Origin of the sequence: Sphingomonas flavescens, assembly GCF_030866745.1 — a bacterium.
GTDB lineage: Bacteria > Pseudomonadota > Alphaproteobacteria > Sphingomonadales > Sphingomonadaceae > Sphingomicrobium > Sphingomicrobium flavescens.
The window spans coordinates 1,337,451-1,361,510 of sequence record NZ_CP133016.1 but is presented as its reverse complement, the minus strand read 5'-3'; the positions used below and the strand labels follow the sequence as shown (position 1 = coordinate 1,361,510).

The 24,060-nt window shown below is 62.3% G+C and carries 24 protein-coding genes; 13 read left to right on the top strand and 11 right to left on the bottom strand.

The genetic code is table 11. The features are described from left to right. Positions 1-18: 18 nt before the first annotated feature. Positions 19-5,394, bottom strand: coding sequence for a HAMP domain-containing protein (locus tag QU596_RS07010; protein ID WP_308514415.1), 5,376 nt, complete (start codon positions 5,392-5,394; stop codon positions 19-21). Between the two features lie 170 nt (positions 5,395-5,564). Between QU596_RS07010 and QU596_RS07005 the strand changes: the two genes are divergently transcribed. The 3 genes from QU596_RS07005 to QU596_RS06995 are packed head-to-tail and all read left to right on the top strand — an operon-like array spanning position 5,565 to position 6,474. Next, on the top strand, positions 5,565-5,930 hold the full coding sequence (locus tag QU596_RS07005) for a hypothetical protein (protein WP_308514413.1): 366 nt from the start codon (positions 5,565-5,567) through the stop codon (positions 5,928-5,930). A gap of 2 nt (positions 5,931-5,932) precedes the next feature. Continuing rightward, a complete protein-coding gene (locus tag QU596_RS07000; RefSeq protein ID WP_308514411.1) occupies positions 5,933-6,214 on the top strand; it encodes a DUF5985 family protein in 282 nt (93 codons plus the stop codon). Beyond that, on the top strand, positions 6,214-6,474 hold the full coding sequence (locus QU596_RS06995; RefSeq protein ID WP_308514409.1) for a DUF5985 family protein: 261 nt from the start codon (positions 6,214-6,216) through the stop codon (positions 6,472-6,474). Before QU596_RS07000 ends, QU596_RS06995 begins: the two co-directional genes overlap by 1 nt. A 139-nt stretch (positions 6,475-6,613) precedes the next feature. On the opposite strand, the gene QU596_RS06990 is transcribed toward QU596_RS06995, so the two are convergent. Then, entirely contained in the window at positions 6,614-7,969 is a 1,356-nt protein-coding gene (locus QU596_RS06990) for an HD-GYP domain-containing protein (RefSeq protein ID WP_308514407.1), read from the bottom strand. A 292-nt stretch (positions 7,970-8,261) separates the two neighbouring features. Here QU596_RS06990 and QU596_RS06985 point away from each other — a divergent pair, with 292 nt between their 5' ends. From QU596_RS06985 to QU596_RS06975, 3 genes are all read left to right on the top strand, one after another. After that, positions 8,262-9,017, top strand: coding sequence for a DUF433 domain-containing protein (locus tag QU596_RS06985; protein ID WP_308514405.1), 756 nt, complete (start codon positions 8,262-8,264; stop codon positions 9,015-9,017). Positions 9,018-9,022: 5 nt separating this feature from the next. Continuing rightward, complete coding sequence (locus QU596_RS06980) at positions 9,023-9,415, top strand: PIN-like domain-containing protein (protein ID WP_308514403.1); 393 nt, start codon at positions 9,023-9,025, stop codon at positions 9,413-9,415. 235 nt (positions 9,416-9,650) lie between these two features. Beyond that, the gene (locus tag QU596_RS06975) at positions 9,651-10,058 is read left to right on the top strand and encodes a hypothetical protein (protein ID WP_308514401.1); all 408 of its coding nucleotides are present in this window, start codon (positions 9,651-9,653) and stop codon (positions 10,056-10,058) included. A gap of 1,283 nt (positions 10,059-11,341) precedes the next feature. Here QU596_RS06975 and QU596_RS06970 read toward each other — a convergent pair. The 6 genes from QU596_RS06970 to QU596_RS06945 all read right to left on the bottom strand — a co-directional run bounded on the left by QU596_RS06970 (position 11,342) and on the right by QU596_RS06945 (position 16,835). After that, positions 11,342-12,772, bottom strand: a complete 1,431-nt coding sequence (locus QU596_RS06970) for a hypothetical protein (protein WP_308514399.1) — start codon at positions 12,770-12,772, stop codon at positions 11,342-11,344. Beyond that, positions 12,769-12,942, bottom strand: coding sequence for a hypothetical protein (locus tag QU596_RS06965; RefSeq protein WP_308514397.1), 174 nt, complete (start codon positions 12,940-12,942; stop codon positions 12,769-12,771). Before QU596_RS06965 ends, QU596_RS06970 begins: the two co-directional genes overlap by 4 nt. Next, the gene (locus tag QU596_RS06960) at positions 12,939-13,460 is read right to left on the bottom strand and encodes a DUF302 domain-containing protein (RefSeq protein WP_308514395.1); all 522 of its coding nucleotides are present in this window, start codon (positions 13,458-13,460) and stop codon (positions 12,939-12,941) included. Before QU596_RS06960 ends, QU596_RS06965 begins: the two co-directional genes overlap by 4 nt. A gap of 107 nt (positions 13,461-13,567) precedes the next feature. Next, complete coding sequence (locus tag QU596_RS06955; RefSeq protein WP_308514393.1) at positions 13,568-14,707, bottom strand: patatin-like phospholipase family protein; 1,140 nt, start codon at positions 14,705-14,707, stop codon at positions 13,568-13,570. Continuing rightward, on the bottom strand, positions 14,704-15,972 hold the full coding sequence (locus QU596_RS06950; RefSeq protein WP_308514391.1) for an NAD(P)/FAD-dependent oxidoreductase: 1,269 nt from the start codon (positions 15,970-15,972) through the stop codon (positions 14,704-14,706). Before QU596_RS06950 ends, QU596_RS06955 begins: the two co-directional genes overlap by 4 nt. Before the next feature lie 38 nt (positions 15,973-16,010). Further along, positions 16,011-16,835 (bottom strand): 3-hydroxybutyrate dehydrogenase, encoded by an 825-nt coding sequence (locus QU596_RS06945; RefSeq protein WP_308514389.1) that lies wholly within the window; start codon positions 16,833-16,835, stop codon positions 16,011-16,013. 248 nt (positions 16,836-17,083) lie between these two features. Between QU596_RS06945 and QU596_RS06940 the strand changes: the two genes are divergently transcribed. From QU596_RS06940 to QU596_RS06930, 3 genes are all read left to right on the top strand, one after another. Next, positions 17,084-17,530: a cupin domain-containing protein gene (locus tag QU596_RS06940; RefSeq protein WP_308514387.1), complete on the top strand. Its 447-nt coding sequence runs from the start codon at positions 17,084-17,086 to the stop codon at positions 17,528-17,530. 98 nt (positions 17,531-17,628) lie between these two features. Continuing rightward, complete coding sequence (locus tag QU596_RS06935; RefSeq protein ID WP_308514385.1) at positions 17,629-18,825, top strand: MFS transporter; 1,197 nt, start codon at positions 17,629-17,631, stop codon at positions 18,823-18,825. Beyond that, positions 18,822-19,217 (top strand): carboxymuconolactone decarboxylase family protein, encoded by a 396-nt coding sequence (locus tag QU596_RS06930; protein WP_308514383.1) that lies wholly within the window; start codon positions 18,822-18,824, stop codon positions 19,215-19,217. Before QU596_RS06935 ends, QU596_RS06930 begins: the two co-directional genes overlap by 4 nt. Here QU596_RS06930 and QU596_RS06925 read toward each other — a convergent pair. Next, on the bottom strand, positions 19,155-20,126 hold the full coding sequence (locus QU596_RS06925) for a LysR family transcriptional regulator (protein ID WP_308514381.1): 972 nt from the start codon (positions 20,124-20,126) through the stop codon (positions 19,155-19,157). The genes QU596_RS06930 and QU596_RS06925 overlap by 63 nt on opposite strands. A gap of 165 nt (positions 20,127-20,291) precedes the next feature. Here QU596_RS06925 and QU596_RS06920 point away from each other — a divergent pair, with 165 nt between their 5' ends. From QU596_RS06920 to QU596_RS06905, 4 genes are read left to right on the top strand one after another with little or no spacing between them, the layout of a single operon-like run. Next, positions 20,292-20,570 carry a BufA1 family periplasmic bufferin-type metallophore gene (locus QU596_RS06920; protein ID WP_308514379.1) on the top strand — a complete coding sequence of 93 codons (279 nt, stop codon included), beginning with the start codon at positions 20,292-20,294 and terminating at the stop codon, positions 20,568-20,570. Between the two features lie 3 nt (positions 20,571-20,573). Beyond that, positions 20,574-21,401, top strand: coding sequence for an MNIO family bufferin maturase (bufB, locus tag QU596_RS06915; RefSeq protein ID WP_308514377.1), 828 nt, complete (start codon positions 20,574-20,576; stop codon positions 21,399-21,401). Continuing rightward, a complete protein-coding gene (locus tag QU596_RS06910) occupies positions 21,391-22,119 on the top strand; it encodes a DNA-binding domain-containing protein (protein WP_308514374.1) in 729 nt (242 codons plus the stop codon). The genes bufB and QU596_RS06910 overlap by 11 nt, the downstream gene beginning before the upstream one ends. Positions 22,120-22,163: 44 nt before the next feature. Beyond that, complete coding sequence (locus QU596_RS06905) at positions 22,164-22,574, top strand: DoxX family protein (protein WP_308517955.1); 411 nt, start codon at positions 22,164-22,166, stop codon at positions 22,572-22,574. A 121-nt stretch (positions 22,575-22,695) separates the two neighbouring features. On the opposite strand, the gene QU596_RS06900 is transcribed toward QU596_RS06905, so the two are convergent. Beyond that, positions 22,696-23,199, bottom strand: coding sequence for a hypothetical protein (locus QU596_RS06900; RefSeq protein ID WP_308514372.1), 504 nt, complete (start codon positions 23,197-23,199; stop codon positions 22,696-22,698). 344 nt (positions 23,200-23,543) lie between these two features. Next, positions 23,544-24,023, bottom strand: a complete 480-nt coding sequence (locus tag QU596_RS06895) for a hypothetical protein (protein WP_308514370.1) — start codon at positions 24,021-24,023, stop codon at positions 23,544-23,546. Positions 24,024-24,060: the final 37 nt, after the last annotated feature.

Below are 24,060 nucleotides of genomic sequence, written 5' to 3'. Positions count from 1 at the left end.
CCAGTCACGTTCAAATGCTTATTCCGCCGCCTGAACGATAGAAGGCGATGCGAGCGTCGTTTCGCGCGACCGGCCGACCCAGACACGCATCAGCGCCAACAGCAGCTCGATATCAACGGGCTTGGCGATGTAGTCGGACGCCCCGGCATCGAGGCACTTTTGACGGTCGCCCTTCATGGCTTTGGCCGTTACCGCGATCAGCGGGACGTCGGCGATGGCTGGGCGCTGGCGGATCTGCTGCATCGTCTCATAGCCGTCCATCTCCGGCATCATGATGTCGATCAGCGCTATGTCGATCCCGGGGTGCTCCTCGAGGATTTGAATGCCGTCCTTGCCGCGCTCGGCGTGATGGACCTCAACGTCGTAGCTTTCCAGCACGCTCGTCAGCGAGAAGATGTTGCGGATGTCGTCGTCGACGATGAGCACGCGCGCACCGGCGAGCTCGGGAACCTCCTGGGTGGCCGGTAAGAATTCGCGCGCAGTCGGCGTCTTCCGGCGCTTGGTCTTTTTCGTCAGGGCGAGGAGGGTCTTAAATACCTTGGCCAGCTTGGCCTGGTCGGCCGGCTTCTCGGTCACGCCGAACGCGCCCATGCCGAGTACTGACGCAATCTTGTCGGCCCCCGAGATAACGTGAATTGGGACGTGGCTTGTCTCCGGATCGTGCTTCAGGAGATCGAGCAGCACGAACCCGTCGATATCGCTGAGGCCAAGATCGAGGGTGATCGCACTCGGCTGAAGCTTGCGCGCCATGGCCAGTGTGCCGGCACCGGCCGTCGAGACCACGCCCTTCAGGCCTGACGAGCGCGCAAGATCGAGCAGGATGGCCGCGAAGGTCGGGTCGTCCTCGACAATGAGCACGAACGGATCGTCTCCCAGCTCGTCGCGATCGTCGTTGACCTCGAAGCCGGTAGATAGCGCGCTCGTCACCACCGCGCCCGAATTGTCGTAGCTCGCCTGGGTTTCGCCCGCGTTTGCCGACGCCACCGGCGCGGCTTCGACCGGGATGAAGAGGGTGAAAGTCGAGCCTTCTCCGGGCTTGGACCGGACTTGCAGCTCGCCGCCGAGAAGCCGCGCGATCTCGCGGCTGATCGAAAGACCAAGGCCGGTACCGCCATATTTGCGGCTGGTCGTACCATCGGCCTGCTGAAACGCCTCAAAGATCAGCTTCTGCTTGTCGTCCGGAATGCCGATGCCGGTATCGGTGACCGCGATGGCGATAGCGCGGTCGGCCGTCTGCAACACAGGGTGGTTGGAACTCCAGCCCTTGGTAACGCAGCCGACGTCGAGCGTAACGCTTCCCTTCGCAGTGAACTTGAAGGCGTTCGAAAGCAGGTTAAGGACAACCTGTTGCAGCCGCTTCTCGTCCGTCCGGATGGCCTCTGGCAACTTGCTGTCGAACTGCACCTTGAAATCGAGGCCCTTGTCGGCAGCCAGCTGACGGAAGGTGCGCTCCATATGCTGCTTGAGCGTCGACATCGGCATGTCGCCGATCTCGATCGATACGGTGCCGGATTCGATCTTCGACAGATCGAGGATGTCGTTGATGAGGCTGAGGAGGTCTGAGCCGGCCGAGTTGATCGTCCGGGCGAATTCCGTCTGCTTATCGTTGAGGTTGCCCTGCGGGTTGTCGGCAAGAAGCTTCGACAGGATCAGCAGCGAGTTGAGCGGCGTCCGCAGCTCATGGGACATATTGGCGAGGAACTCGGACTTGTACTTCGACGTGAGCGCGAGTTGCTCGGCCTTTTCCTCGACGGCCCGCCGCGCCATCTCGATCTCGATATTTTTCGCTTCGACCTGCTTCTTCTCGTTTTCGAGAAGCTGCGCTTTTTCCTGCAGCTCCTCGTTGGTGTTGTGCAGCTCTTCCTGCTTGGTCGTCAGCTCGGTCTGCCGCGCCTGAAGCTCCTGCGTCAGCAGCTGTGATTGCTTGAGCAGGCCTTCGGTGCGCATCGTCGCGGCGATGGTGTTGAGCACGATGCCAACCGATTCCATCAGTTGGTCGAGGAAGGTCTGGTGGGTTTCGTTGAACTCACCGAACGAGGCGAGCTCGATGACCGCCTTCACATCGTCTTCGAAGAGAGCAGGTAGGACGGCAACGTTCGCGGGAGTGGCATGGCCGAGGCCCGAGCCGATCCGGACGAACTCCGGCGGCACGTCCTTGAGGACGATCGGCCGCTTGTCCGCCGCAGCCTGGCCGATGAGGCCTTCGCGTAGCCCGAACTTGCTCTTCAGCTCCGCCTTGCTCTCCGCGCCGTAGGACGCGGCAAGCTCCAGCACCGTCTCATTTTCGTCGCGCTGGGTAACGTAGAACACGCCATATTGCGCGTTCACCAGCGGCGCGAGCTCGCTCATGATCAGGTTCGACACGGTTGTCAGATCGCGTTCGCCCTGAAGCATACGGCTGAACCGCGCGAGGTTGGTTTTCAGCCAATCCTGTTCCGCATTCTTGAGCGTCTGCTCTTTGAGGTTGCGGATCATCTCGTTGATGTTGTCCTTGAGCGACGCCATTTCGCCCGACGCCTCGACGGCGATGGAACGGGTAAGGTCGCCCTTGGTGACGGCGGTCGCCACGTCGGCGATCGAGCGCACCTGGTTTGTAAGGTTCGCCGCCAGCTGGTTCACGTTGTCGGTAAGATCGCGCCACAAGCCCGCGGCGCCCGGCACGCGCGCCTGGCCACCGAGACGGCCTTCGATGCCGACCTCGCGCGCCATGCTCGTGACCTGGTCGCCGAAGGTCGACAGCGTCTCGATCATGAAGTTGATCGTCTCGGCGAGGGCGGCGATTTCGCCCTTTGCGTCGAGTGTCAGCTTCCTTTTGAGATTCCCTTGCGCAACCGCGGTCACGACGTCGGCGATACCGCGTACCTGATTGGTCAGATTGTTGGCCATCAGGTTGACGTTGTCGGTGAGGTCCTTCCAGGTACCGCCAACGCCCGGCACGTTGGCCTGACCGCCGAGCTTGCCCTCGGTTCCCACTTCGCGCGCCACACGCGTCACTTCCGAGGCGAACGAGTTCAGCTGATCGACCATGACGTTGATCGTGTTTTTGAGTTCGAGGATCTCGCCCTTCACGTCGACGGTGATCTTCTTCGACAGATCTCCGAGCGCCACTGCAGTAGTCACGTCGGCGATGTTGCGGACCTGGCCGGTCAGATTGTCGGCCATCAGGTTCACGTTGTCGGTGAGGTCCTTCCATGTCCCGGCGACGCCGCGGACCTGGGCCTGACCGCCGAGCTTCCCTTCGGTACCCACTTCGCGCGCCACGCGGGTCACTTCCGATGCGAAGGAGTTGAGTTGATCGACCATCGTATTGATGGTGTTCTTGAGCTCGAGGATCTCGCCCTTCACGTCGACGGTGATCTTCTTGGACAGATCGCCCAAGGCCACAGCGGTCGTCACTTCGGCAATGTTGCGGACCTGGCCGGTGAGGTTCGCGGCCATGGCGTTCACGTTGTCCGTGAGATCCTTCCACGTACCGCCGACGCCCGGCACGGCCGCCTGACCGCCGAGCTTTCCTTCCGTGCCCACTTCGCGGGCCACGCGGGTCACTTCGGACGCGAAGCCATTTAGCTGGTCGACCATGACGTTGATGGTGTTCTTGAGCTCGAGGATCTCGCCCTTCACGTCGACCGTGATTTTTTTGGACAAGTCGCCCGACGCCACCGCGGTCGTCACTTCGGCGATGTTGCGCACCTGCCCAGTGAGGTTCGCGGCCATGGAGTTCACGTTCTCGGTCAAATCGGCCCAGGTGCCAGCGACGCCTTCGACCTGCGCCTGACCGCCAAGCTTTCCTTCGGTGCCCACCTCGCGAGCCACGCGGGTCACTTCGGAGGCGAATGAGTTGAGCTGATCGACCATCACGTTGATGGTGTTCTTGAGTTCGAGGATTTCGCCGCGGACGTCGACGGTGATCTTCTTTGACAAGTCGCCGCGCGCCACGGCCGTGGTCACTTCGGCGATGTTGCGGACCTGGCCGGTGAGGTTGCCGGCCATGAGGTTCACGTTGTCGGTGAGATCGGCCCAGGTGCCGGCGACGCCTTCGACCTGCGCCTGGCCGCCGAGCTTACCTTCCGAGCCCACTTCACGGGCCACACGCGTCACTTCCGATGCGAACGAGTTGAGCTGGTCCACCATGGTGTTGATGGTGTCCTTGAGCTCGAGGATTTCACCCTTCACGTCGACGGTGATCTTCTTCGACAAGTCGCCGCGCGCCACGGCAGTCGTCACTTCGGCGATGTTGCGGACCTGGCCGGTAAGGTTCGCCGCCATGAGGTTCACGTTGTCGGTAAGGTCGGCCCAGGTTCCGGCGACACCCGGCACCTGCGCCTGGCCGCCGAGCTTTCCTTCCGTGCCCACTTCGCGGGCCACGCGGGTCACTTCCGAGGCGAAGCCGTTGAGCTGATCGACCATCGTGTTGATGGTGTCCTTCAGCTCAAGAATTTCGCCCTTCACATCGACGGTAATTTTCTTGGAAAGGTCGCCGCGCGCCACGGCCGTGGTCACCTCAGCGATGTTGCGGACTTGGCCGGTGAGGTTCGCGGCCATGAGGTTCACATTGTCGGTAAGGTCGGCCCAGGTTCCGGCGACACCCGGCACCTGCGCCTGGCCGCCGAGCTTGCCTTCGGTGCCCACCTCGCGGGCCACACGGGTGACTTCCGACGCGAAGCCGTTGAGCTGGTCGACCATCGTATTGATGGTGTTCTTGAGCTCGAGGATCTCGCCCTTCACGTCGACCGTGATTTTCTTGGACAAGTCGCCACGCGCCACCGCGGTCGTCACTTCGGCGATGTTGCGGACCTGGCCGGTGAGGTTGTCGGCCATCAAGTTCACATTGTCGGTAAGATCCTTCCACGTGCCGGCGACGCCTTTCACGCGCGCCTGGCCGCCGAGCTTTCCTTCCGTGCCCACTTCGCGGGCCACGCGGGTCACTTCCGAGGCGAAGCCGTTGAGCTGATCGACCATCGTGTTCACGACCTTGCCGATGCGCAGGAACTCACCGCGCAGCTGACGGCCGTCGATTTCCGTTGCCATGCTTTGGGAGAGGTCGCCCTTGGCGACGGCGCCAATAACCCTCGACACTTCGGCGGTCGGCTGGACCATGTCGTCGATCAGTTCATTGACGGCCCGAAGCTTGGTGTCCCAGCCGCCGCTCGCACCGCGAACCCGGGCGCGCTGCGTGATCTTGCCTTCCTTGCCGACGACTTTTGAGAGGCGCTCGAACTCGCGGGTGATCGATTGATTCATCGACACGACTTCGTTGAACAGGGTGGCGATCTCGCCATCGACTCCGTCCACTTCCTCCGAAAGACGGACGCTAAAGTCTCCGCGACGCAGCGCGCGGAGCGCGGTTACGAGCTGGCGGCGATCAATGAAGTCGCGCGGGGCCTGGATGTTCACTCAACTCTCCGTGTCGCTACTCCCCCACCCGATGGTCGTCCGCAGCCCCCCGGCTGCGCTTCCGTTCTAGCGCATAAAGCGGTTTCATATTCACTAAAAAAGTCGACGCTTGCAGTAACTTTTGTGAAGGTTGTTGCCAAGCAAACCGGAACGCCTCTAGGCCGCCCCCCGTGACACCAAACGACGACCTGTCGCGGTTCATCGGATCGAGTTTCCGGTCGGTCTGGGCCCTCGAGCTCATGCTGATCCTGAAGCGGGAGCTGCGGCCATGGCCACATGCCGAGCTGGTCAGCACTATGCGCGCCAGCGACCTCGTCGTGAGCAAGGCGCTGGATGGCCTTGTGTCGGCGGGTCTGGCAATCGACGAACCCGAGGGGGCCGCGTACATGCCGATCAACGATCACGTTACTGCCTGCGTCGAGCAGCTGGAAGTACTGTATGCAACGCGTCCGGACACCGTACGAAGAATTATCGTATCCGCCACCGCACGTGGCGCCACAGCCTTTGCCGATGCATTCCGGCTCCGAAAGGATTGACGATGGGCGAGACCTTTCCAACCATCGTCTATGTACTATGCTTCCTGACGAGCGCGGCGTGCGCGCTCCTGCTTGGGCGCAGCTATCACCGTACAGGCGTCCGTCTGCTTTTCTGGAGCGGCGTCTGCTTCGTATTTCTTGCCATCAATAATCTTGCGCTGGTGGTCGACCTCGTCCTTTGGCCCGACGGAGACCTTCGCCTGTCGCGGGTCATACTCTCTCTTTTCGCGGTCGTTTCCCTCCTATGGGGATTCATCTGGGACAGCCAGGAGATGGAGCGGTGATGCTTGGCGCTTTCCTCGCCGGGGCGGTCGCGCTCGGCTTCTTCGTCTGCGCGCTCTTCTTCTTTCGCTATTGGCATCGCTCGCGAGACCAATTGTTCTTGATGTTTGGGCTGGCCTTCGCGCTCCTTGGAACTGGCCAGGCAGTTTTGACGCTGGCGAATATCGCGGACGAGGAACTTGGAGCGCTCTATTTATTCCGCCTGACCGCCTTCCTGCTGATCCTCGCTTCCATCTACCGAAAGAACCGCGCCGTTGATTGAGTCAGGGGCGAGTGCGGCCCTGTGCTCACCCCTAGGCGCAAACACGCGCGCCGCGCGTCACAGCAATTGACTATACATTAGTTTGTCCCCGAGTGCGTGATGTCAGCTCTGATCGAATGCAGACTGTGATTTCGCCTGTTCAGCCTGCGAAATGCGCCAAGGCGTCGAAGCAGTCGCCATCAATGGCGCTCCCGACGGATTCACGCATGATATTGAGAGCTTCCTTGGGAGGTAGCGCTGCACGGTAGGGTCGGTCGGAAGTGAGCGCGTCGAAGAAGTCGCAGACGGTGATGATCCGGGTTTCGCGCCGGATGGAATCTTGCGTTAGGCCGAACGGATAGCCGCGTCCGTCCAGGCGTTCATGGTGAGCCGCCGCGATTGTCGCCATTTCGTGTAATGGGCCGATGCGATCGAGGATCTCCAACGTGTGTGAGGCATGGCCTCGCATTTCTTTCCACTCTCGATCATTGAGCGGACCTGGCTTGTCTAGGACGGAATTGCTGACGCCGAGCTTGCCGACATCGTGCAAGACTGCTGCACGAAACAAGCCGCGACGGCGAGATGCCGGCATGTCCATCGCTTCGGCCAGGCGCACCGCCAGGCTCCCGACACGCGATGAGTGATTTGCGGTGTACGGGCTTTTCGCGTCGATCACCTGTCCGAACGCAGCAGCGATGTCGTCGAGATAATCGTCATCGACAGACAGAATTTCGCCAGTCTGCACCATTGCTCCCAACCGAGACTCGATCATCGGACAAGTGAGACCTCTCCAAAACGCATCGCGCCTGGTGGCCGAGAGAAAAGCGTCGACGAGCATGGGATCAAGCCACGTTCCGGAGCGCCGACGCACCTCGGCGATCGCAGCTTCTCGGCCGGCATGCGTGTGGAAGACGTCCGCGATCTGCGCGAGCAGCGCGATCCGCGCGAACAGCGGAATAGCTTGCCCCTTCAGATGCCCCGGCCGCCCGGAACCATCCCAATGCTCGTCGAGATGATAGATGCCGCACTGTACCGTGTCTGAAAACCTCAGCGTTCGGGCGATGTCAGCGCCACGGGTGCAGCGCGACAGGATCATCTCGTCGGCGATCGCAACGCCGTTGCGCAGGATATTGCCGATCGTCGCTGCACGGCGACGGAAGTGCTGACCGGGCGCCGATGCGCGGGTCACGAACAACAGGGTCGCGGCGAGGCTCGTTCCAGCGGTCTTGAAGCCATTCTTGAACGCGCGATCGTCTGCGTCGTAGAGTTCGCAAATGCGCGCTGCATTGCTTGAGCAGCCCAAATCCTTGAGCAGCAGCGTGTATTGAAGGTCGACTAACTCCGTTTGGCTAAGGCCCAGTGCCTCGCCGACGTGCATGCCAATCCAGCAACTGCGAACAGAATGCCCGGCGGGCTGACCTTCAGTAAGGTCGAGCGCGTAGCTGAAGGCACGCACTAGACCACCAAGATCGAAGCTCTGCGCGCTCCTATCGAATTTGAATCTTTCAAACTTCATGATGCGGCGAATAGTCGCCAGCTCGAGTAAGTCAGTTTAACGAAGACGGTTAGCGGAACATGAAAGTGATAATGTCCGCAATGGGTCGAAAGCAGACTAAGCGAGCGAAGTATGACAAGGGATTTTATGTAAAATCCGGCAGAGCATCTCGGTGTAAACGCGAGGGGCTGAGTCAAGCGCGGATGACCGCTTACCGCCAAATCCTGGGCGCTCATGCCCGAAACGGAAGAACCAGAAAGCGGACCTTCGTTGCGCCTCACAAGGCTCACTAAGCGAAATCAGGAGAAAAGCGTTGCGCCGCCAGCGCGCGTGGGTTTTTGTTCAACCCGCGTGTGCTAGGGGAGCCGGCATGCATTATGCGGAGTTCGGCATCGGGGCCTATACCCCTTCAGAAGCTGGAAAGCTGGTCGGTACGTCGGCCACCAATATCCGCCGTTGGCTCTTCGGCTACAGCTATGCCCATCACGGGCCAAAGACCGCTCAGGCGCCGCTCTGGCAACCGCAATACGGCATCGACCAGGACGAACCGCTTCTCGGTTTCCGTGACCTCATCGAAGCCCGGTTCGTGGCTCGGCTTCGCGAATTCGGAATCGGAATGCCGACGATCCGGCTTTGCCTCATGACGGCCGCGCAGATCGCCGAAGACCCTCATCCGTTTTCTAGCGCTCACTTCCGGACGGACGGCAAGCGGCTCTTCCTTGAGCGCATGGGCGAAACGGGGAATCGAGATGTCATCGACCTCAAAACACTACAGCATGCGTTTCCCAAAGTGATTGAGGCGTCGTTCCTTGACCTTGAGTTCGACGACGAGAAAGCGACGCGCTGGTTCCCATTAGCGAAGAGCCGTGAGGTCGTCGCCGATCCGGAACGCTCTTTCGGCCAGCCCATCGTTGAGAACGGCGGCGTTCCGACGCGGCGCATCGCTCAAGTTTTTGTGGCGGAAGGCCGGTCGGTCGACCGTGTCGCCAGGCTGTTCGAAATCGGAAAAATCGCGGTCAAGGATGCCCTCGCCTTCGAACGACAAATTGGAGGGCTGGCGACCGCGTGAGGGTGATGGTCGACAATGACCTCCCGCCACGGCTCGCGGTCGTGCTCCACACGATCTTTGAAGAGGATGGCGACGAAATCGTTTCCCTTCGGGAAAAGTTCGGTCGACACGATCTTAAGGATGAGGAGTGGATTCCGGCGCTTGGCGCGGAAGGCGGGTGGGCGGTAATCTCCGCCGACCAGCGCATCGCCAAACGGAAGCCGTCGCGCGATCTCTTCGTGCGAAACGGTCTGGTTGGCTTCTTCTTCGCGCCGTCTTTGCAAAAGTCGGCGCTCCACAAGCAAGCGGCTCGGCTCCTCACCTTATGGCCGCAAATCCGCGCTCAGCACACGCTCGCCGCAAACGGGTGCTTCGCGGTGCCAATCAGCGGAACGAAGTTCCACGCCATCGGGCGCTGATGGGACAAGCCTATACAACTAACTTCGCTACTCGCTTTCGCGAGGCAATGACGACAGCCTCGATGACCCGAATCTGTCCTGCCGCATGCCTAGGCGGAATGTCACTGATCGGCCAGGAGGGCTCGTTTAAGTCGAGCGGAATGGGCGAGGTCCGCTTTTGGCCGTTAACTGACCGTCCGCTTATGTCTACTTTCGACCCATTGCAGACATTAGGGTCATATGGGACGCCTGCGGTATGAGAGCCATTTTGTACGCTACATCTGCCATCCTGCTTCTAGGGTGTTCGGCTTCCGAGGACCGCGAGGACAAGGGCGCTGCTAAGCCCGCTTGCTCGCTGGTCGGCCAACGCATCCGTGAGGAGCATTTGCGAGGCATCATCTTCGGAGAAGTCGGCGCGAAGGCCGAAGTGGCAGTTTGCCCCAGCTTGCGACTTCCCTTCGCCTTCGTAGGCGATGCTCCAAAGGTATATAAGCGGTTGGAGCGTCTTGCGGCGGAGCGCGAGGATGTGGTCGGCTTCAACGCCAGAGGCGAAGGCTACATCGTTACTGATGGTCCTAGCCGATACACACTATTACTAACGTCAATCGATAAAATCGTCGAAGACCCGAGCGTGGCGGAGCGGGTCAACGCGGCCACTCGCTAACTTCCGCTTTCCACCCACTGCGGACATTGGCCCCTGCTGATTAGGTAGCCGGATGAAGGCAGCAAACGCAGTACTATTGATAGTCCTCGCTGGCTGCATCCAACAGCGGGAGGTTGGCTGCCCCACCATCAATATGCTGGCGCATCGGGATGCTGGTGCGGATGCTCGCCAGGCATTGGCGAAAGGCGACCAACACTTGCTCATGCTTGGCGGATTTGCAGGCGAGGTTCCGGGCGTCTCCGAGGCAGATGCTTACCAAACGCGAATGGTTGAAGGCACGTCCGACACAACGACGGAGGCATGCAGCCGACAGCGTTCCGTCGCCCGAGCCTACGCGGCGAAATACAACCAGACCATCGTTGAACGCACTAGTGGCTAGTGTCTGCTTCCCACCCGTTGCGGACACTCAGTTGCCAACGCCGACGTCTGATGCTCTCCTTCGGGTGATGAGTGAACAGGAATGCTGGCGTCGATGGGACCCACTACCCGACCTTTCAGATGACGTATTAGTGGAGGTCGAAGTCCGTTTCGCGAGGGGAGTGTTGACGTTATCAGTCGTTCGCAACCAAAGTCCTGACATTCTCCTAAAGTTCAATGAGCCAGAGGCTTTCAAGGTCTACGAGGAGTGCTCCGACGTTGCGGAAAACGGTTCGTTTGAGATCAAGAGGATGGGGGAAGCGGGTTGGAACTACCCTTGGCCCTTTCAAGAGGTTGAGCGATCATCGTGGCTCTCTCGTGTGACCTCGCGGAACGGAGCCATCAGCGACCGGCCTTTTCGGCATTACGTGATTAAGACATTCGACAGAGCAGTTCACGTCATGTGCGATCAAGAGCCTGAGGCCACGCTTTCCATGTAATGTCCGCTTTCCACCCATTGCAGACATTAGGAACTTGCGCGCGTGCAGACTGGGCCACGCCAGTCAGAAACAGCCGAAGCTGCGCTCGCACCCGCACCGATTATAGCGGCCAAAACCGTCAGCACTGCTCCAACCTTTTGCCATAAGCTTAGATCAAACCGCCGCGCGACTTGAATGGGCTTGCCATCCCAAAAGAGCGATCCATCATTCGCAACTCCTAGGTGTGCGAGCCCATCAAGAGAGATTGGACGAACGCCAACCGGCCAGCCGTTCGGTCGCGCCGATGTCGATTGCGCAGGATGAGGCGTCGGAGATCCTGGCGGCAGCTCTTCGTCGCTCATACTTCATCCCTCCAGGAGCCCGGCATCGTGGCAACCCAGCTTAATGTCTGCAATGGGTGGAAAGCGGACATTGGTTGGCTGATGACTATTCTTCTAGCCTACCTGAAGGGTCGCTTTGCAGCACATCAGGTCCGAGCTGCCTCTGCGCGCGGCATTGGCGCCTTAAAGCCTCTGCCGCATCGCTTATGTCGAGCGCGCGACGGAGCCGCGGAAGCAGGGATTTAATGGCACCCAGCTCGTCCCGCCCAAACGAGGAGCCGTCCGGGCGCCCTCCGAGGAGCAGCAGCCGCTTCCGGCCGGAGCAGACGGAAGCCACCTCGATCCACACCGGGAACAGCTCGCCGGCACTCTGGAGCAGTAGCGGCTCCGGAGCAATGCCGACGGCGGCGATTACGTCTTCGTCGAACCCCAGCAACGCCGAACAGTTTGCATGGAGTGCTTCGTTGACGCTGAGGAGGAAGAAGCGCGCGACCTCGCGCGGCGCTTCGCTCAGACACAGCTCTTCAAGGAATTCCGGCACGTGGTTCTTCAGGTAGGCGAGGTCAGGCTGGAAACGGTGCTCCGCCGCTTCGCTGATCCGTTGATGCAATGGATTGAGAAGCACCGCGGCCACCCCGGCGGCAATCCCCCCCGAAATGTTGCTGCCAATGCCCATCCCGAAATATTGCTGGCCCATCCATTCGACGGCCGCCTCGGTCCCTGCGAACGTGCTGACGACGGCGACCGTAAGGACGAAGAGCGCAGCCGAGCGGCTGATCGCCGTCTCAGCATCATAGAGCCGGTACCGTAGCAACGACACGACGAATCCGAGCGCAACGAAAATGATGCCGAGCTGGAACAAGGCTTCCGAAAGCACCGGTAAACCTGCGGGAGCGGTTAGTGCCGCACTCGCGCGGCCGATCAGGATCAGGCCGACGCCCAAAACCAGTCCAAGCGCAATCCACTTCAGCTGCTGGCGGACCGCGTCGGATTCCGCGGTCCGGAAGCGGGCGATGAGGCCGCCGATCGCCGCAAGGACGCAGGCAACGGCCATGGGCAGGAATGCCTGTGTCTGCACCAGTCCCGTGGCTTCGATGATGCCGAGCATGAACGTGGCTGCCGTCGCGACGGCGATGAAGCGGGTCCGGTCTGGGCCCCATTCGCCGTCAGGGAAAAGCAGCAGCGAAAAGGTGAACAGCACGAAGCGGATGCGGTCGATCACGACCGGCAGCAGGTCCGTAGAACGGAAGCCGAAACTGCTGCTGATCGTCCACACCAGGAAGGTCATCGCGAGCAGCGCGGCGACCGAGTCACGGGGGCGCCGCTTGATTAGAATGAAGCTTACGGCGATCAGCACCGCGCTTTTGGCAAACTGCAGGACGATGATCGGCAGCGGTTCCGTTCGCCAGATCGCCAAGTCGGCGAGCAGCCAGCCGGCCACCAGCGCAAAAGAGGCCCACAACAGCCGAACCGCCCAAGCGCCCCTGTCGCCGAGTTGGGGAAGGGGGGCCTGGGCTCCCGGGGTAGTGACGATCATTGCATCCGGGCGGCTGCGGCCAGTCGGCTGAGGTGGACTTCAGGGCCGGTCGTGCCGTCCACCGACTTGCTGGTGCGGCCGCACGGACTCGCATAGGCAAAGATTGCGATCAGGTCCGGGCGGAGCGCGCCTTCGAAAGACCCGCGGGTGGACTGCGCGGCGGGTTTCATTGCTGTTTCCTCGCCGCCGACGCGATCGAGGCGGCAACTTCGCTCGCCATTTTGATCTGTGCGTCCCGGTCGGTGAGCTGGTACCGCTTCGCGACAAACCCGAAGTCGGTCCAGCTCACCCAGACTGTGCCGTCCGTGTCCTCGGTGACAAGCATGCGCACCGGCCAATCGAGTCCCGCGACCGGATTGGACTGTAGGAACTGCACGCCGAGCGGCGGATTGCCGAACAAGAGCAGCGTCGAACGGTTGATCGGGAGCTTAGCGCCGTCGCCGAGTTTCATCTGGTCGATCTCGTCGAAGAAGCGGATGCCCTTGTTGGCGATATCCGCCTTCACGCGCGCAATCGTCTCGTCGAACGGATAATCGCTGCGCTGCTTGATGACGCCGTCGGCGGGTGCGGTGGCAACCGGCTGCGCCGCATTGGCAGGCGCAACGAGCGGCGACACGACGTCTGCCGGGCCGGCGAGCAGCAGCACTGCCAGTAACTTGGAATCGAGCTTCTTGAGTTTGTGGCCCATGGCCATTCTCCTTCTTGCAACCAGACGCCGATCTTGGCTCCTGGCGCTCGTCTGCGGAAATCGCGTTTCGGCATGATCGTCATGCGCCCGGCGTATGCTGCCGCGGGTCAATGTGCCGCAGCCGTCTCCACCATGCGGCCGCCACTCGCCTCGTGCAGGATGAAGCCTTCGATCTCATCGGCCGGTTCGCGCCAGGGCGCTTTTTCCAGGGTCTCGATTGTGTCGCGGTAACCCGCTTCTCTGCGACGGCGGATCCCCTGTGCGCTGAAATCGATATCCTTACTGTGGTCCTCGTAGTCGAGTGCCGGGGCGAGGAGCCGAACCACGTGCATGCGCGTCAGGCAGCCGTAAGCAGCCATGTCGGAGATGCGGTTGTCGCGGCGCTTTTCTTCCGGGATGAGCTTGCTGAGCTCGGCAACGATATGCCGCAGCTTGTGAAGCTGCCGCTGACGTTTGATATGCGCCGCCGCACGGCTTGAATATTGAACGTCCTTCTGGCGGTTCATCACTTCCCAAATGGTTTCGGGCTCCGGCCCGTGCGGGTTCCAGATGTGCACCGCGAAGACGACGCTGTTTCGCCGCGGATTATCGTCGAACACCACCTCGACCGGCGTGTTCGAAAGGATGCCGCCGTCCCAGTAGAGCTCGCCGTCGATGCGGACGGGCGGGAAGCCGGGAGGCAGCGCGCCGGACGCGAGGATGTGTTCAACGCCGATCCGCTCGTCGCGGGAATCGAAGTAGCGCATCTCGGCAGTCCGCACGGAGGAGGCGCCCACGGTAATGCGGGTTCCGCCGCTGTTGAGGTATTTAAAGTCGACCAGCTCCTCGAGCGTGCGGCGAAGCGGCTCGACCGTGTAATAGCCGGCTGCTTCCGCGCCGAGCCGGTGGTGCGGGCTCATGAACGCGAACGGGTTTGGGCTAAAGAACGAGGGGACGCCGCTACTCACTGCAAGGCTGTTGCGCGTTGCTGTAGCGAGCCAGACGGGAAGGCCGCCGGGGACGAAATGATCATTCTCGACGCGCCGCCAAAACTCGCACATCTTTGCGATCCGGTCTTCCGGCTTGCTGCCGGCGATAAGCGACGCGTTGATTGCGCCAATCGAGGTTCCGATCACCCATTCGGGCGCGATGCCAGCATCGTGAAGCGCTTCGTAGACGCCGACCTGGTAGGCGCCGAGCGCGCCGCCACCCTGAAGAACGAGCACGGTCTGGCCGAGGGCGGCGACTTCCTTCGCAAGCGATTTCATGCACATTTCCTTTCAATGGGTCGCGCCCGCGGCGGCATCGGCACGCGAAGGATCTCCTCGCCGGTGATGAGCCGAGCGCTCCGGTCGAACGTGGCGTAGTTCCACAGCCAGCTGATCATGACGGACAGGCGGCTGCGGAAGCCGATCAGGAACCACACGTGAGCGAAGCACCAGATCAGCCAGGCTATAAGGCCAGCGATGTGCAGTTCGCCGAAAGCCGCGACCGCGCGGCTGCGGCCGATAGTCGCGAGATTGCCATAGTCGCGGTACGCGAACGGCCGCCTGGCGCGGCCGAGGATCACGTCAGCGGCGTAGCGGCCTTGCTGCTTTGCGACGGGGGCGATCGCCGGTAGCGGCTGCCCCCCTAGCGCGGAAACGCTGGCGGTGTCGCCGATCGCGAAAATATTGTCGTGCCCGGGCACGCGCAGGTCGTCATTTACGAACAGACGGCCGCCGCGATCCTGCGGTGCTCCAAGCCATTCGGCGGCGTTGGACGCGCGGACGCCGGCCGCCCAGATGATCGTGCTCGCGCGGATCAGCTCGGTGCTGCAGTCGACGTAGCTTTCGCAGACATCCGCCACCTTTGTGCCGAGGCGGACCTCGACGCCGAGCTCCTCGAGCGAACGCTTCGCCTTTTGCGACAGGCTGGCCGGGAAGGTCGGAAGCACGCGCTCGCCCCCTTCGATCAGGATCACGCGCGAGCAGCTCGGCGTGATGCTGCGGAAGTCGCGCGACACCGAGCGCCGGGCGAGCTCGGCGATTGCGCCCGCCATTTCGACGCCGGTCGGTCCTGCGCCGATGACCACAAAGGTTAGCAGTGCGCGGCGGAGCTCGGCGTTGAACTCGGTTTCAGCCTGCTCGAGCGCGAGCAGGATCTGGCGCCGGATCGCCAACGCGTCATCGATCGACTTCAATCCGCGCGCGTGCCTGGCCCACTTGTCGTGGCCGAAGTAGGAATGCCGCGCGCCGGTGGCGAGGATTAGATGGTCGTAGCCGATTACGCGGCCGCTGGCGCAGCGCACCCATCCGTTCGATGGCTCGACCGCGCTGACCTCGTCCAGCAGCACGCGCACGTTCGGCACGCCGGCGAAGATCGCGCGGATCGGTCCGGCGATGTCCGCAGGCGACACCGCCGCGGTCGCAACCTGGTAAAGGAGCGGCTGGAAGACGTGGTGATTGCGGCGATCGACAATCGTCACGTCGAATCGCTTACCGGCGAGCCGCTTGGCGGCCGCGAGACCGCCGAAGCCCGCGCCTACGATCACCACCCGCGGCCTATAGCTGAGACTTTGCATGAGAAGAATCAGTGCGCCGTCCAGCCGCCGTCGACGGGGATCGCGGTGCCGGTGATCGACTGCCCGCCGGGGCCGCTCAGCAACACGGCGAGCGCGCCAAGCTCCTCGACTTCGGCGAAGCGCTTGTTCGGCTGGGCGGCGAGAAGCACGTCGCGAATAACTTGCTCGCGGGTAATGCCGCGCGCTTTCGCCGTGTCGTCGATCTGGTTCTCGACTAGCGGCGTCCAGACGTAGCCGGGACAGATGGCGTTGCACGTGACGTTGTGCTCCGCGCCTTCGAGCGCGACAGTCTTGGTAAGACCGACGATCCCGTGCTTTGCGGCCACGTACGCGCTCTTGAACGGCGAAGCGACGAGCCCGTGCGCGGAGGCGATATTGATGATCCGACCGAAGCCGTTCGCCTTCATCAACCCGAACGCGGCACGGCTCGTGTACCAGGCGGCGGACAGATTGAGCGCGATTATCGCCTCGTACTTATCCGGCGGGAAGCTCTCGATCGGGCTGACGTGCTGGATCCCGGCATTGTTCACCAGGATGTCGACGCGGCCGAAGTCTTTGATGGTCTCCTCGACGAGGCCGGTGGCCTCGTCGGGCTTCATCAGATTAGCACCGTTGTAGACGACGCGGCTGACCGGACAAAGCTTGTCGAGTTCGCCGCAGACGAAATCGATCTCGCCTTGTTCGCCGAGGCCGTTGATGACGACACTCGCGCCGGCCTGCGCAAGCGAGCGCGCGATGCCGAGACCGATGCCACTGGTGGATCCGGTGACGATCGCGACGCGCTCGGTGAGCGGCCGGTCGAAATCCATCTTCGATTGGACCTGCATGTCCATGTTCGAGCTCTCCTGAATAAGAATGAAACCAAAGGATGCGGGTCCGGGGCGCTCAGTGGAAATGCGTTTCGTGCATGGACATCATGCGGCCTTGGGATTTCCGCGCGAGGTTGGGCGGCGGCATTTTGAAAGGGCGTCGCGAGAGCCGGCTCCTCAGCCGATGACGCACGGGAGATCGAAGGAAAAGTCCCTCGCATCCTGCAGTCCGGCTTTCGCGACAGCCAAGTTTTTCACTCAAGGAGACCCTGATGTTCAACTCTACGAAGTTCGTCGCCGCGGCGATTGCATTTGCCGCCATCGGTGGCGTTTCCACCCCGGCGCTCGCCGGCCAGTGCTCGGCCCCTGGCACAAACGCGCTCGCCAATGCGCCGATGATGCCCAAGGGCGTCACCGACACCGTGATCGGCTCGATCGATCTTGGCGGTGAAATTGGCGTTGCCGACCGCCAGCTGCGCACGCGCCGACTCGTCGTCCAGCCGGGCGGCATCGTCCCCCTGCACAGCCACAAAGATCGCCCCGCGCTGATCTACACCGTCAGCGGCGCCATCACCGAATACAGCACGACCTGCAGCACCCCGATCCAGCACAAAGCCGGCGACATCAGCCGGGAGGCCGATGGGCTCAGCCACTATTGGATCAACAACGGCAAGGTCCCGGCGGTGCTGCTCAGCTCCGACGTGCACCACGGCCAGTAAGTTCCCCCGCCGGCGCGCTCCCTCCCATTCGCCGGCACCCCTGGCATCCCGCCGTGCCCCCGGCGGGATGCCCCTCTTTCGCTCACCGGAGTTCGTCCATGCCTGATATCGCCAGTCCAGTGACGCCGGCGCCGATGCCGGGCCTGTCGCTGCAGCGCTCGCTGCTGATCGCGGTCATCGGGTTCCTTACCCTCGTCGACCTGTTCGCCACGCAGGCGATCCTGCCGAGCCTCGCGCAAGTCTATGCCGTCACGCCCGCGCGGATCGGGCTTGCCGCCAATGCGAGCACGCTCGGCATGGCGATTTCCGGGCTCCTGGTCGGCGTCTTTAGCCGGTCGGTCGAACGCAAGCGCGCAATCTGCGCGAGCCTGCTGTTCCTGGCCGTTCCGACAGCGCTACTCGCTTATGCGCCGAACCTAACGATCTTCGCGGCGCTGCGCATCGTCCAGGGCCTTTTCATGGCTGCAGCCTTTACATTGATGCTGACTCACCTCGCTGAACGCTGCGAAGTGCGCACCGCCAATGCGCTTGCCGCTTATGTGACCGGCGTGGTCGCAAGCAACTTGATCGGCCGGCTCACAGCCGCGGTCGTCGCGAGCCTAATCGGCGCCGAGCGCAGCTTCCTGTTCTTTGCTTTGCTCAATCTCGCCGGCGCCGCCCTGGTCAGCATCGCGCTCCACCGCAACGCGCCTGAACCGATGAGCGAAGCCCGCGGTTTTTGGCAGGCTTGGGCGGTGCACCTGTCGCAAGGCGAGCTCCGGCGCACCTTCGCGATTGGCTTCCTGATCCTGTTCGGCTTCATCGGCGTCTTTACTTATGTCGGCTTCGTCCTTGCGCGACCGCCCTATTCGCTGTCGATGACCGCGCTCGGCTTCGTCTTCCTGGTGTTCGCACCGTCGATGGTGACGACGCCCCTTGCCGGGACGATGGTCCGCCGCGTCGGTCCAGCGGTGACGGCCGCCCGCAGTCTTGCCGTGGCGCTTTTCGGGCTCATCCTGCTGCTCCTTACGAGCCTCGCCGCCGTAATCCTTGGCATGACGCTCGTCGGAATCGGCACCTTCTTCGCCCAGGCGGTGGCCACCGGCCATGTTGGCCGCGTCGCGATGGGCGACAAGGCGGCGGCGTCGGGCCTCTACCTCTCGGCTTATTACTGCGGCGGCCTCGCCGGAGCCGCGGCAGTCGGCGCCTTGTTCGACGCCAGCGGGTGGACCGCGGCAGTCGGCGGCGTTTTCGCCGCTCTTGCTGCCGCGGCCCTGCTGTCGTTGAAACTCGGCAGCCCCGAAGCCGCGCGATGACCGATCGCTACCGCCGCGGGGTTGAGATCGTCCAGCGTCTCGCGCCGGGTACCCTCGAGAAATTCTGCGCTGGCCGCGTCGCCGAGCTTGCGCCCGACTTCGCTCGGATGGCGATCGAGTTCCCGTTCGGCGACCTCTACGCACGTGAGGAGATCGACCTCGTCACACGCGAGGTGGTCGCGATCTCGGCGCTTGCGACGCTCGGCCATATCGAGCAGCTGCGGACGCATATCGCGGCCGGGCTGCAGCTCGGGCTGTCACGCCGTGCGGTTGTCGAAATCTTGATGCAGTCCGCGGTGTACGCGGGCTTCCCGCAAGCGCTGAACGCCTTAGCCGACTGCCACGATCTTCTCACCGACGTTGATTGCGTCGGCGGGAGCTGCAGCGGATAGCCGCGAATGCGGCCACGGATAGCGGCGCGCCTCTTGGACGAATGCGCCGACCGCCGGTGAATGCGGCCGGCCGCGGACGGTCGCCAGATAGATGGTCCGCGTGAAGCTCGGCTCAATGAGCGGTCGAACGACCAGCTCGGGATCCGAAACGCTAAATTCGGGAAAGAAGCCGAGGCCGAGCCCGGCTCTGATCATGCCCTGAACCCAATCGTCACGCGGTGAGCTGAACACCTGGCGCATGACGATGCCGCGGCCATGCAGCTCGGCGCGCACCGGCTCGAACACTTCGCAGTTCGATCGGCTGACGTAGGGCTCTTTGTCGAGTTCCTTCGCACAAACCGGGTTGTGCGCGACCAACCGGTGGTTGGGCGGCAGCACGATCACGAAGCGCTCTTCGAAAATCGGCAACTGGTGGAGAGTGTCGGGAAGCTCGCCGGGCACGCCGACGACCGCAACCTCGAGATCTCCCTTCTCAAGCTTCTCGACCATGTTCGGCGCGCCTGCGTCGACGACCTGCACTTCCACGTGCGGGTGTTGCGCCTGAAAGCGGATCAGCAGGTCGGAGATCAGCTGCGGCCCGATCGTGCACATTGTGCCGATGGTCAGCGTCGCGCGCTCGAGCTTCTTGACCGCGCGCGCACGGTCACGCGCGGCGCGACAGCTTTCCTCGACCGTTTGAAGATAGGGCAGCATCATACGCCCGAGCTCGGAAAGGTGCGTGTTGCCGCGTTCGCGGTGGAACAGCGGGCCGCCAAGCTCGTGCTCGAGCTGCTGGATCGCGCGTGTCAGCGCCGGCTGGCTGACATTGCACTGCTCCGCCGCGCGCGTGAAGTTGAGCGTTCTCGCCAGCGCAACGAAATAACGGACTTGCTGCATCTCCATGGCGGTTCCCCCCACCAGCTGGTGCAAAGCTCATCATTACACCTTCGGAATAGGACTCGCCAGCGGTCGCACAATGCGTCCTGCGCATCGAACCCATGCTGTCTCGGACTGTGACCCCGTGCTGCGTCTGCGGGATAATTCCCCGCGCGGCCGAAGGACGCCGCGCGCACACGCATTCAAGGAGTGTTCCAGATGAAGATCAGCAACATCGTCATGGCTGGTGCGGTCGCCGCCCTGGCTTCGACAGCCGCATCGGCAGGCCCGGTCAAGCCGCAGCCCGAAAAGGACAAGTGCTTCGGCGTCGCCCTCGCCGGCAAGAACGACTGCGCCGCTGGCGCCGGCACGACCTGCGCGGGAACGTCGCGCAAGGATTATGCAGGCAACGCCTGGAAGTACGTCGCCAAGGGCACCTGCACGTCGATCAAGACGCCCAAGGGCGCCGGCTCCCTCACCCCGATCAACGGGCGCTGAGCCATGCTTCCCGCTGCCGGTGTCGGCTTCAAGGCCGAGCATCTTTCGGACGCGCTCGCCGCGCCGGCGGCGGGTCTGTGGTTCGAAGTCCACGCTGAAAATTACATGGTCGCCGGCGGTCCGCGGCTCGCGATGCTCGAGACGGTCCGCTGCGAACGCCCGCTGTCGCTTCACGGCGTCGGCATGTCGCTTGCCGGACCGGCGGAACCTGATGCGGACCATCTCGCCGCGTTGAAGCGGCTGGTCGACCGGTTCGACCCGCAGCTCGTCTCCGAGCATCTAGCCTGGTCGAGGCTCGACGGACGCTGCTTTCCCGACCTTCTGCCGGTACCCCGTACCAACGCCGTACTGACGCGCCTCGCCGCGAACATCGGCCGTGTCCAGGACGCGCTCGGACGCCCGATCCTGATTGAAAACCCTACGCATTATCTGTCGCTCCAGGACCATAGCTGGAGCGAGACGAGTTTCCTTTGCGAGCTTGCGCGGCGCACCGGCTGCGGGCTGCTGATCGACGTCAACAACATCGTCGTCGGCGCTCACAACCTCGGCTTCGACGCCGCCGTTTGGCTCGAGGCGATTCCCGGCGACTATGTTGGGGAAATTCACCTTGCCGGGCACACGCTCGACGATGAAGGCACGCTGCTGATCGACAGCCACGATCAGCCGGTCAGCGAAGCGGTGTGGGACCTCTATGCGCGCTTCATCGAGCGGATCGGCGCGCGGCCGACGCTGATCGAGCGCGACGGCAACATTCCGCCCTTCGCCGACCTGCTTGCCGAGCGCGAACGCGCCCAGGCACTGCTGATGGGAGATTTCGCCCTTGCAGCCTGACCTCATCGCTTTTCAGCGTGACTTCGCGGCTGCGCTGGACGCGCCGGCGACCGGACCCATGGCGGTCTACCGCAACACGGTGCTTCAAGGCGCCGTCGAAGCCCTGCGCGCCAATTTTCCGATCGTCGCGCAGATCCTCGGCGACGAGATGTTCGAGGCCGCGGCGGTCGATCACGCCTCTGAATGCCCGCCGCGGCAACCCGTCCTCGCGCTGTACGGCGCTCGCTTCGCCGAATGGCTCCAGCATCAGCCCTGGATCGACGATGTGCCATACGTGCCTGACGTTGCGCGAGTGGAGCGGCTGTACGTCGAAAGCCTGATGGCCGCGGATGCGCAGGCGGTCACTGCCAGCGAGCTCGGTGACGATCCTTCGGATCTCCGCCTGGCGCTTCATCCGGCGCTTAGCTTCGCATGGCTATCGACGCCGGCAATGACGATCTGGCTCGCCCATCAGGGCACGGTTCCGTCGGAGCTCGCGCCGGAATGGAAGCACGAAGGCGCGCTCTTCGCACGCCCGCGGCACGAAATCATGCACACGCCGCGGATGAGCCGTTCCGCGCATCGCCTGCTTTCGGGAATCCGCCTCGGCGAAACGGTTGGCCAGGCGATCGCCGCCGCAGCCCGCCTCTACCCGCAAGATCATGCCGACGCGCTCTTTGGCGCTCTCGTCAACCTCGGGGCCTTCATCCCCCGTTCGCCTGAAAGGAACCCGCTATGAACACCGAAGTGATGCGCCCGGCGTGGCGCGCTCCGTTCGACCTCATGGAATCGACGGCGCGGACGCTGCTTCCGCCGTCGCTCCTACTGCTCGTGCAGCGTCTCGGCATCGCCGCCGTGTTTTTCATGTCCGGCCGGACCAAGGTCGACGGGATCCTCACTATCAACGACAGTGCGTTCGAGCTGTTCAGGACCGACTATGCGCTTCCTTTCGTCGATCCGGTGACTGCCGCTTACGCGGCGACGTACAGCGAGCACCTGTTCCCGATTCTGCTCGTGCTCGGGCTGTTCACTCGCATCTCGGCGGCGGCGCTGCTGGTGATGACGTCGGTCATCGAAATCTTCGTCTACCCCGATGCGTGGCCGACGCACCTGAGCTGGGCCGGTCTATTGCTCCCGCTCATTGCTCTTGGCGGGGGCCGGCTGGCGCTCGACCGAATGCTGCGCATTCCATAAAGCCGTCGCAAGCGCCTTCGTCGCTCGCGAGCAGCGGCTAATGTCTTAGTTGGTCAGAAGCCGGTGGGCGCTAATGTCGCGTTTGGGTGGAAAGCGGACATTTGGACATAGGCGGCATGCTCTACCGCTCGGAACTACCAATCGCTCTCCGATAGTTTCGAATCATCGTGGTCATATCGACCGTTCGCACGAATGAGGCTTGGCGGATGACGAGATAGTGACCGTAGGGTGATAGCGGAAGGTCAACGGGCTCAAGTCGCCCGCAGACGACGGCTTCCACACCTTGGTCACGACCTACCTTGCTACGAAAGACGCGTTCTATCCTCTCGGCGAACGCCTGATTTTGTTCGACGTCGAAACCAATCGGAAGTCGAGGATCGGTTTTGAAGAAGAGGTAACGTTGTTCGGGAGTGCTAAAGAGGAATACGCTGTGTTGCTGAAAACTTCGGTCGCACTTCGGCGCGGCAGGCGGACCAAATCCCTCCGCGACAAAGGCCACAATTGCCAGAAGTAGAAAACGGCTCATCGGCGGGAAGCTGACACTGGGCGCTAATGTCTGCAATGGGTGGAAAGCGAATACTGGTGTGGAGGGGCAATTCTCGGCAGTGTTGGCAAATGAGATCATTGCTAACCGCCGCCGTTCTCGCACTCTGCGGTTGCGCCAGTTTCAACAATAGCGAGCCACCGCTAGTCGTGAGTGTTAGAGCGCGGGACGACGAATGCCGCGTGGCCTTTGCGCGACCATCTAATGTCCAGCCGCCGAAATTCATGACAGTGCATCAGCAACAGCTATTGGCCGTGGCGCGGAGTGAGACGACCAAACGAGCTGTTGTCGTGTTCGATCAGACGGCTCCCTACAAATGCACCGGCGCTGCTATTCTCACTCTGCAACAGGCCGGAAAGATCGTGGACGTAGTGACGTGGGACGCGAGGTAATTTTTCAGTGTCTGCAATGGGTGGAAAGCAGACCTACGCAGCTTTGAGAAGGCGGGTAGCTTGCTTCACGGTGACGCCGAGCAGAAGCGCAACTTCTTCGACTGAGATGTCGGGTCGCTCCTTGCGTAGATCTTCCGCAGTCCACACCAGTGACGGAGAGAGACGCTCTAAGAAAATGCAAGGACGAATGCCGAGCGCGTGTCCAGTCTTGAGCACCCGTTCGTAGCTGAGAAACTCGCTCGGCCATTCGGCATTGATGGAGATGTGATTAGCTTCATCGTCAGTCAATCGCCGTAGGAAGTGCTCATCGAAGATGCGTTCTTCTTGAGCAATCATCCAATGCTGACCGCAGGTCCGGCACTGCGACAAGTGCAGCCACCAAGCATCTCCCCCATGGTCGATCACATTCTTAACGGTGCCAAACACTCGCTCATCGAGACCATCGCCGCCCATCGGCACTGCGGCCAGATCAGGCAGAGATCGGCAGCAACAGGGACTTGGCGGTTCCTTCATCTGGGCATGATGCGGGCCGCAGCTAATGTCCGCAATG

Coding starts and splice junctions, on each gene's coding strand:
- QU596_RS07000 (WP_308514411.1), top strand. CDS start 5,933: ATGGGCGAGACCTTTCCAACCATCGTCTATGTACTATGCTTCCTGACG.
- QU596_RS06995 (WP_308514409.1), top strand. CDS start 6,214: ATGCTTGGCGCTTTCCTCGCCGGGGCGGTCGCGCTCGGCTTCTTCGTC.
- QU596_RS06990 (WP_308514407.1), bottom strand. CDS start 7,969: ATGAAGTTTGAAAGATTCAAATTCGATAGGAGCGCGCAGAGCTTCGAT.
- QU596_RS06980 (WP_308514403.1), top strand. CDS start 9,023: ATGGTCGACAATGACCTCCCGCCACGGCTCGCGGTCGTGCTCCACACG.
- QU596_RS06975 (WP_308514401.1), top strand. CDS start 9,651: ATGAGAGCCATTTTGTACGCTACATCTGCCATCCTGCTTCTAGGGTGT.
- QU596_RS06970 (WP_308514399.1), bottom strand. CDS start 12,772: ATGATCGTCACTACCCCGGGAGCCCAGGCCCCCCTTCCCCAACTCGGC.
- QU596_RS06965 (WP_308514397.1), bottom strand. CDS start 12,942: ATGAAACCCGCCGCGCAGTCCACCCGCGGGTCTTTCGAAGGCGCGCTC.
- QU596_RS06960 (WP_308514395.1), bottom strand. CDS start 13,460: ATGGGCCACAAACTCAAGAAGCTCGATTCCAAGTTACTGGCAGTGCTG.
- QU596_RS06955 (WP_308514393.1), bottom strand. CDS start 14,707: ATGAAATCGCTTGCGAAGGAAGTCGCCGCCCTCGGCCAGACCGTGCTC.
- QU596_RS06945 (WP_308514389.1), bottom strand. CDS start 16,835: ATGGACATGCAGGTCCAATCGAAGATGGATTTCGACCGGCCGCTCACC.
- QU596_RS06940 (WP_308514387.1), top strand. CDS start 17,084: ATGTTCAACTCTACGAAGTTCGTCGCCGCGGCGATTGCATTTGCCGCC.
- QU596_RS06935 (WP_308514385.1), top strand. CDS start 17,629: ATGCCTGATATCGCCAGTCCAGTGACGCCGGCGCCGATGCCGGGCCTG.
- QU596_RS06930 (WP_308514383.1), top strand. CDS start 18,822: ATGACCGATCGCTACCGCCGCGGGGTTGAGATCGTCCAGCGTCTCGCG.
- QU596_RS06920 (WP_308514379.1), top strand. CDS start 20,292: ATGAAGATCAGCAACATCGTCATGGCTGGTGCGGTCGCCGCCCTGGCT.
- bufB (WP_308514377.1), top strand. CDS start 20,574: ATGCTTCCCGCTGCCGGTGTCGGCTTCAAGGCCGAGCATCTTTCGGAC.
- QU596_RS06905 (WP_308517955.1), top strand. CDS start 22,164: ATGGAATCGACGGCGCGGACGCTGCTTCCGCCGTCGCTCCTACTGCTC.
- QU596_RS06900 (WP_308514372.1), bottom strand. CDS start 23,199: ATGATCTCATTTGCCAACACTGCCGAGAATTGCCCCTCCACACCAGTA.
- QU596_RS06895 (WP_308514370.1), bottom strand. CDS start 24,023: ATGAAGGAACCGCCAAGTCCCTGTTGCTGCCGATCTCTGCCTGATCTG.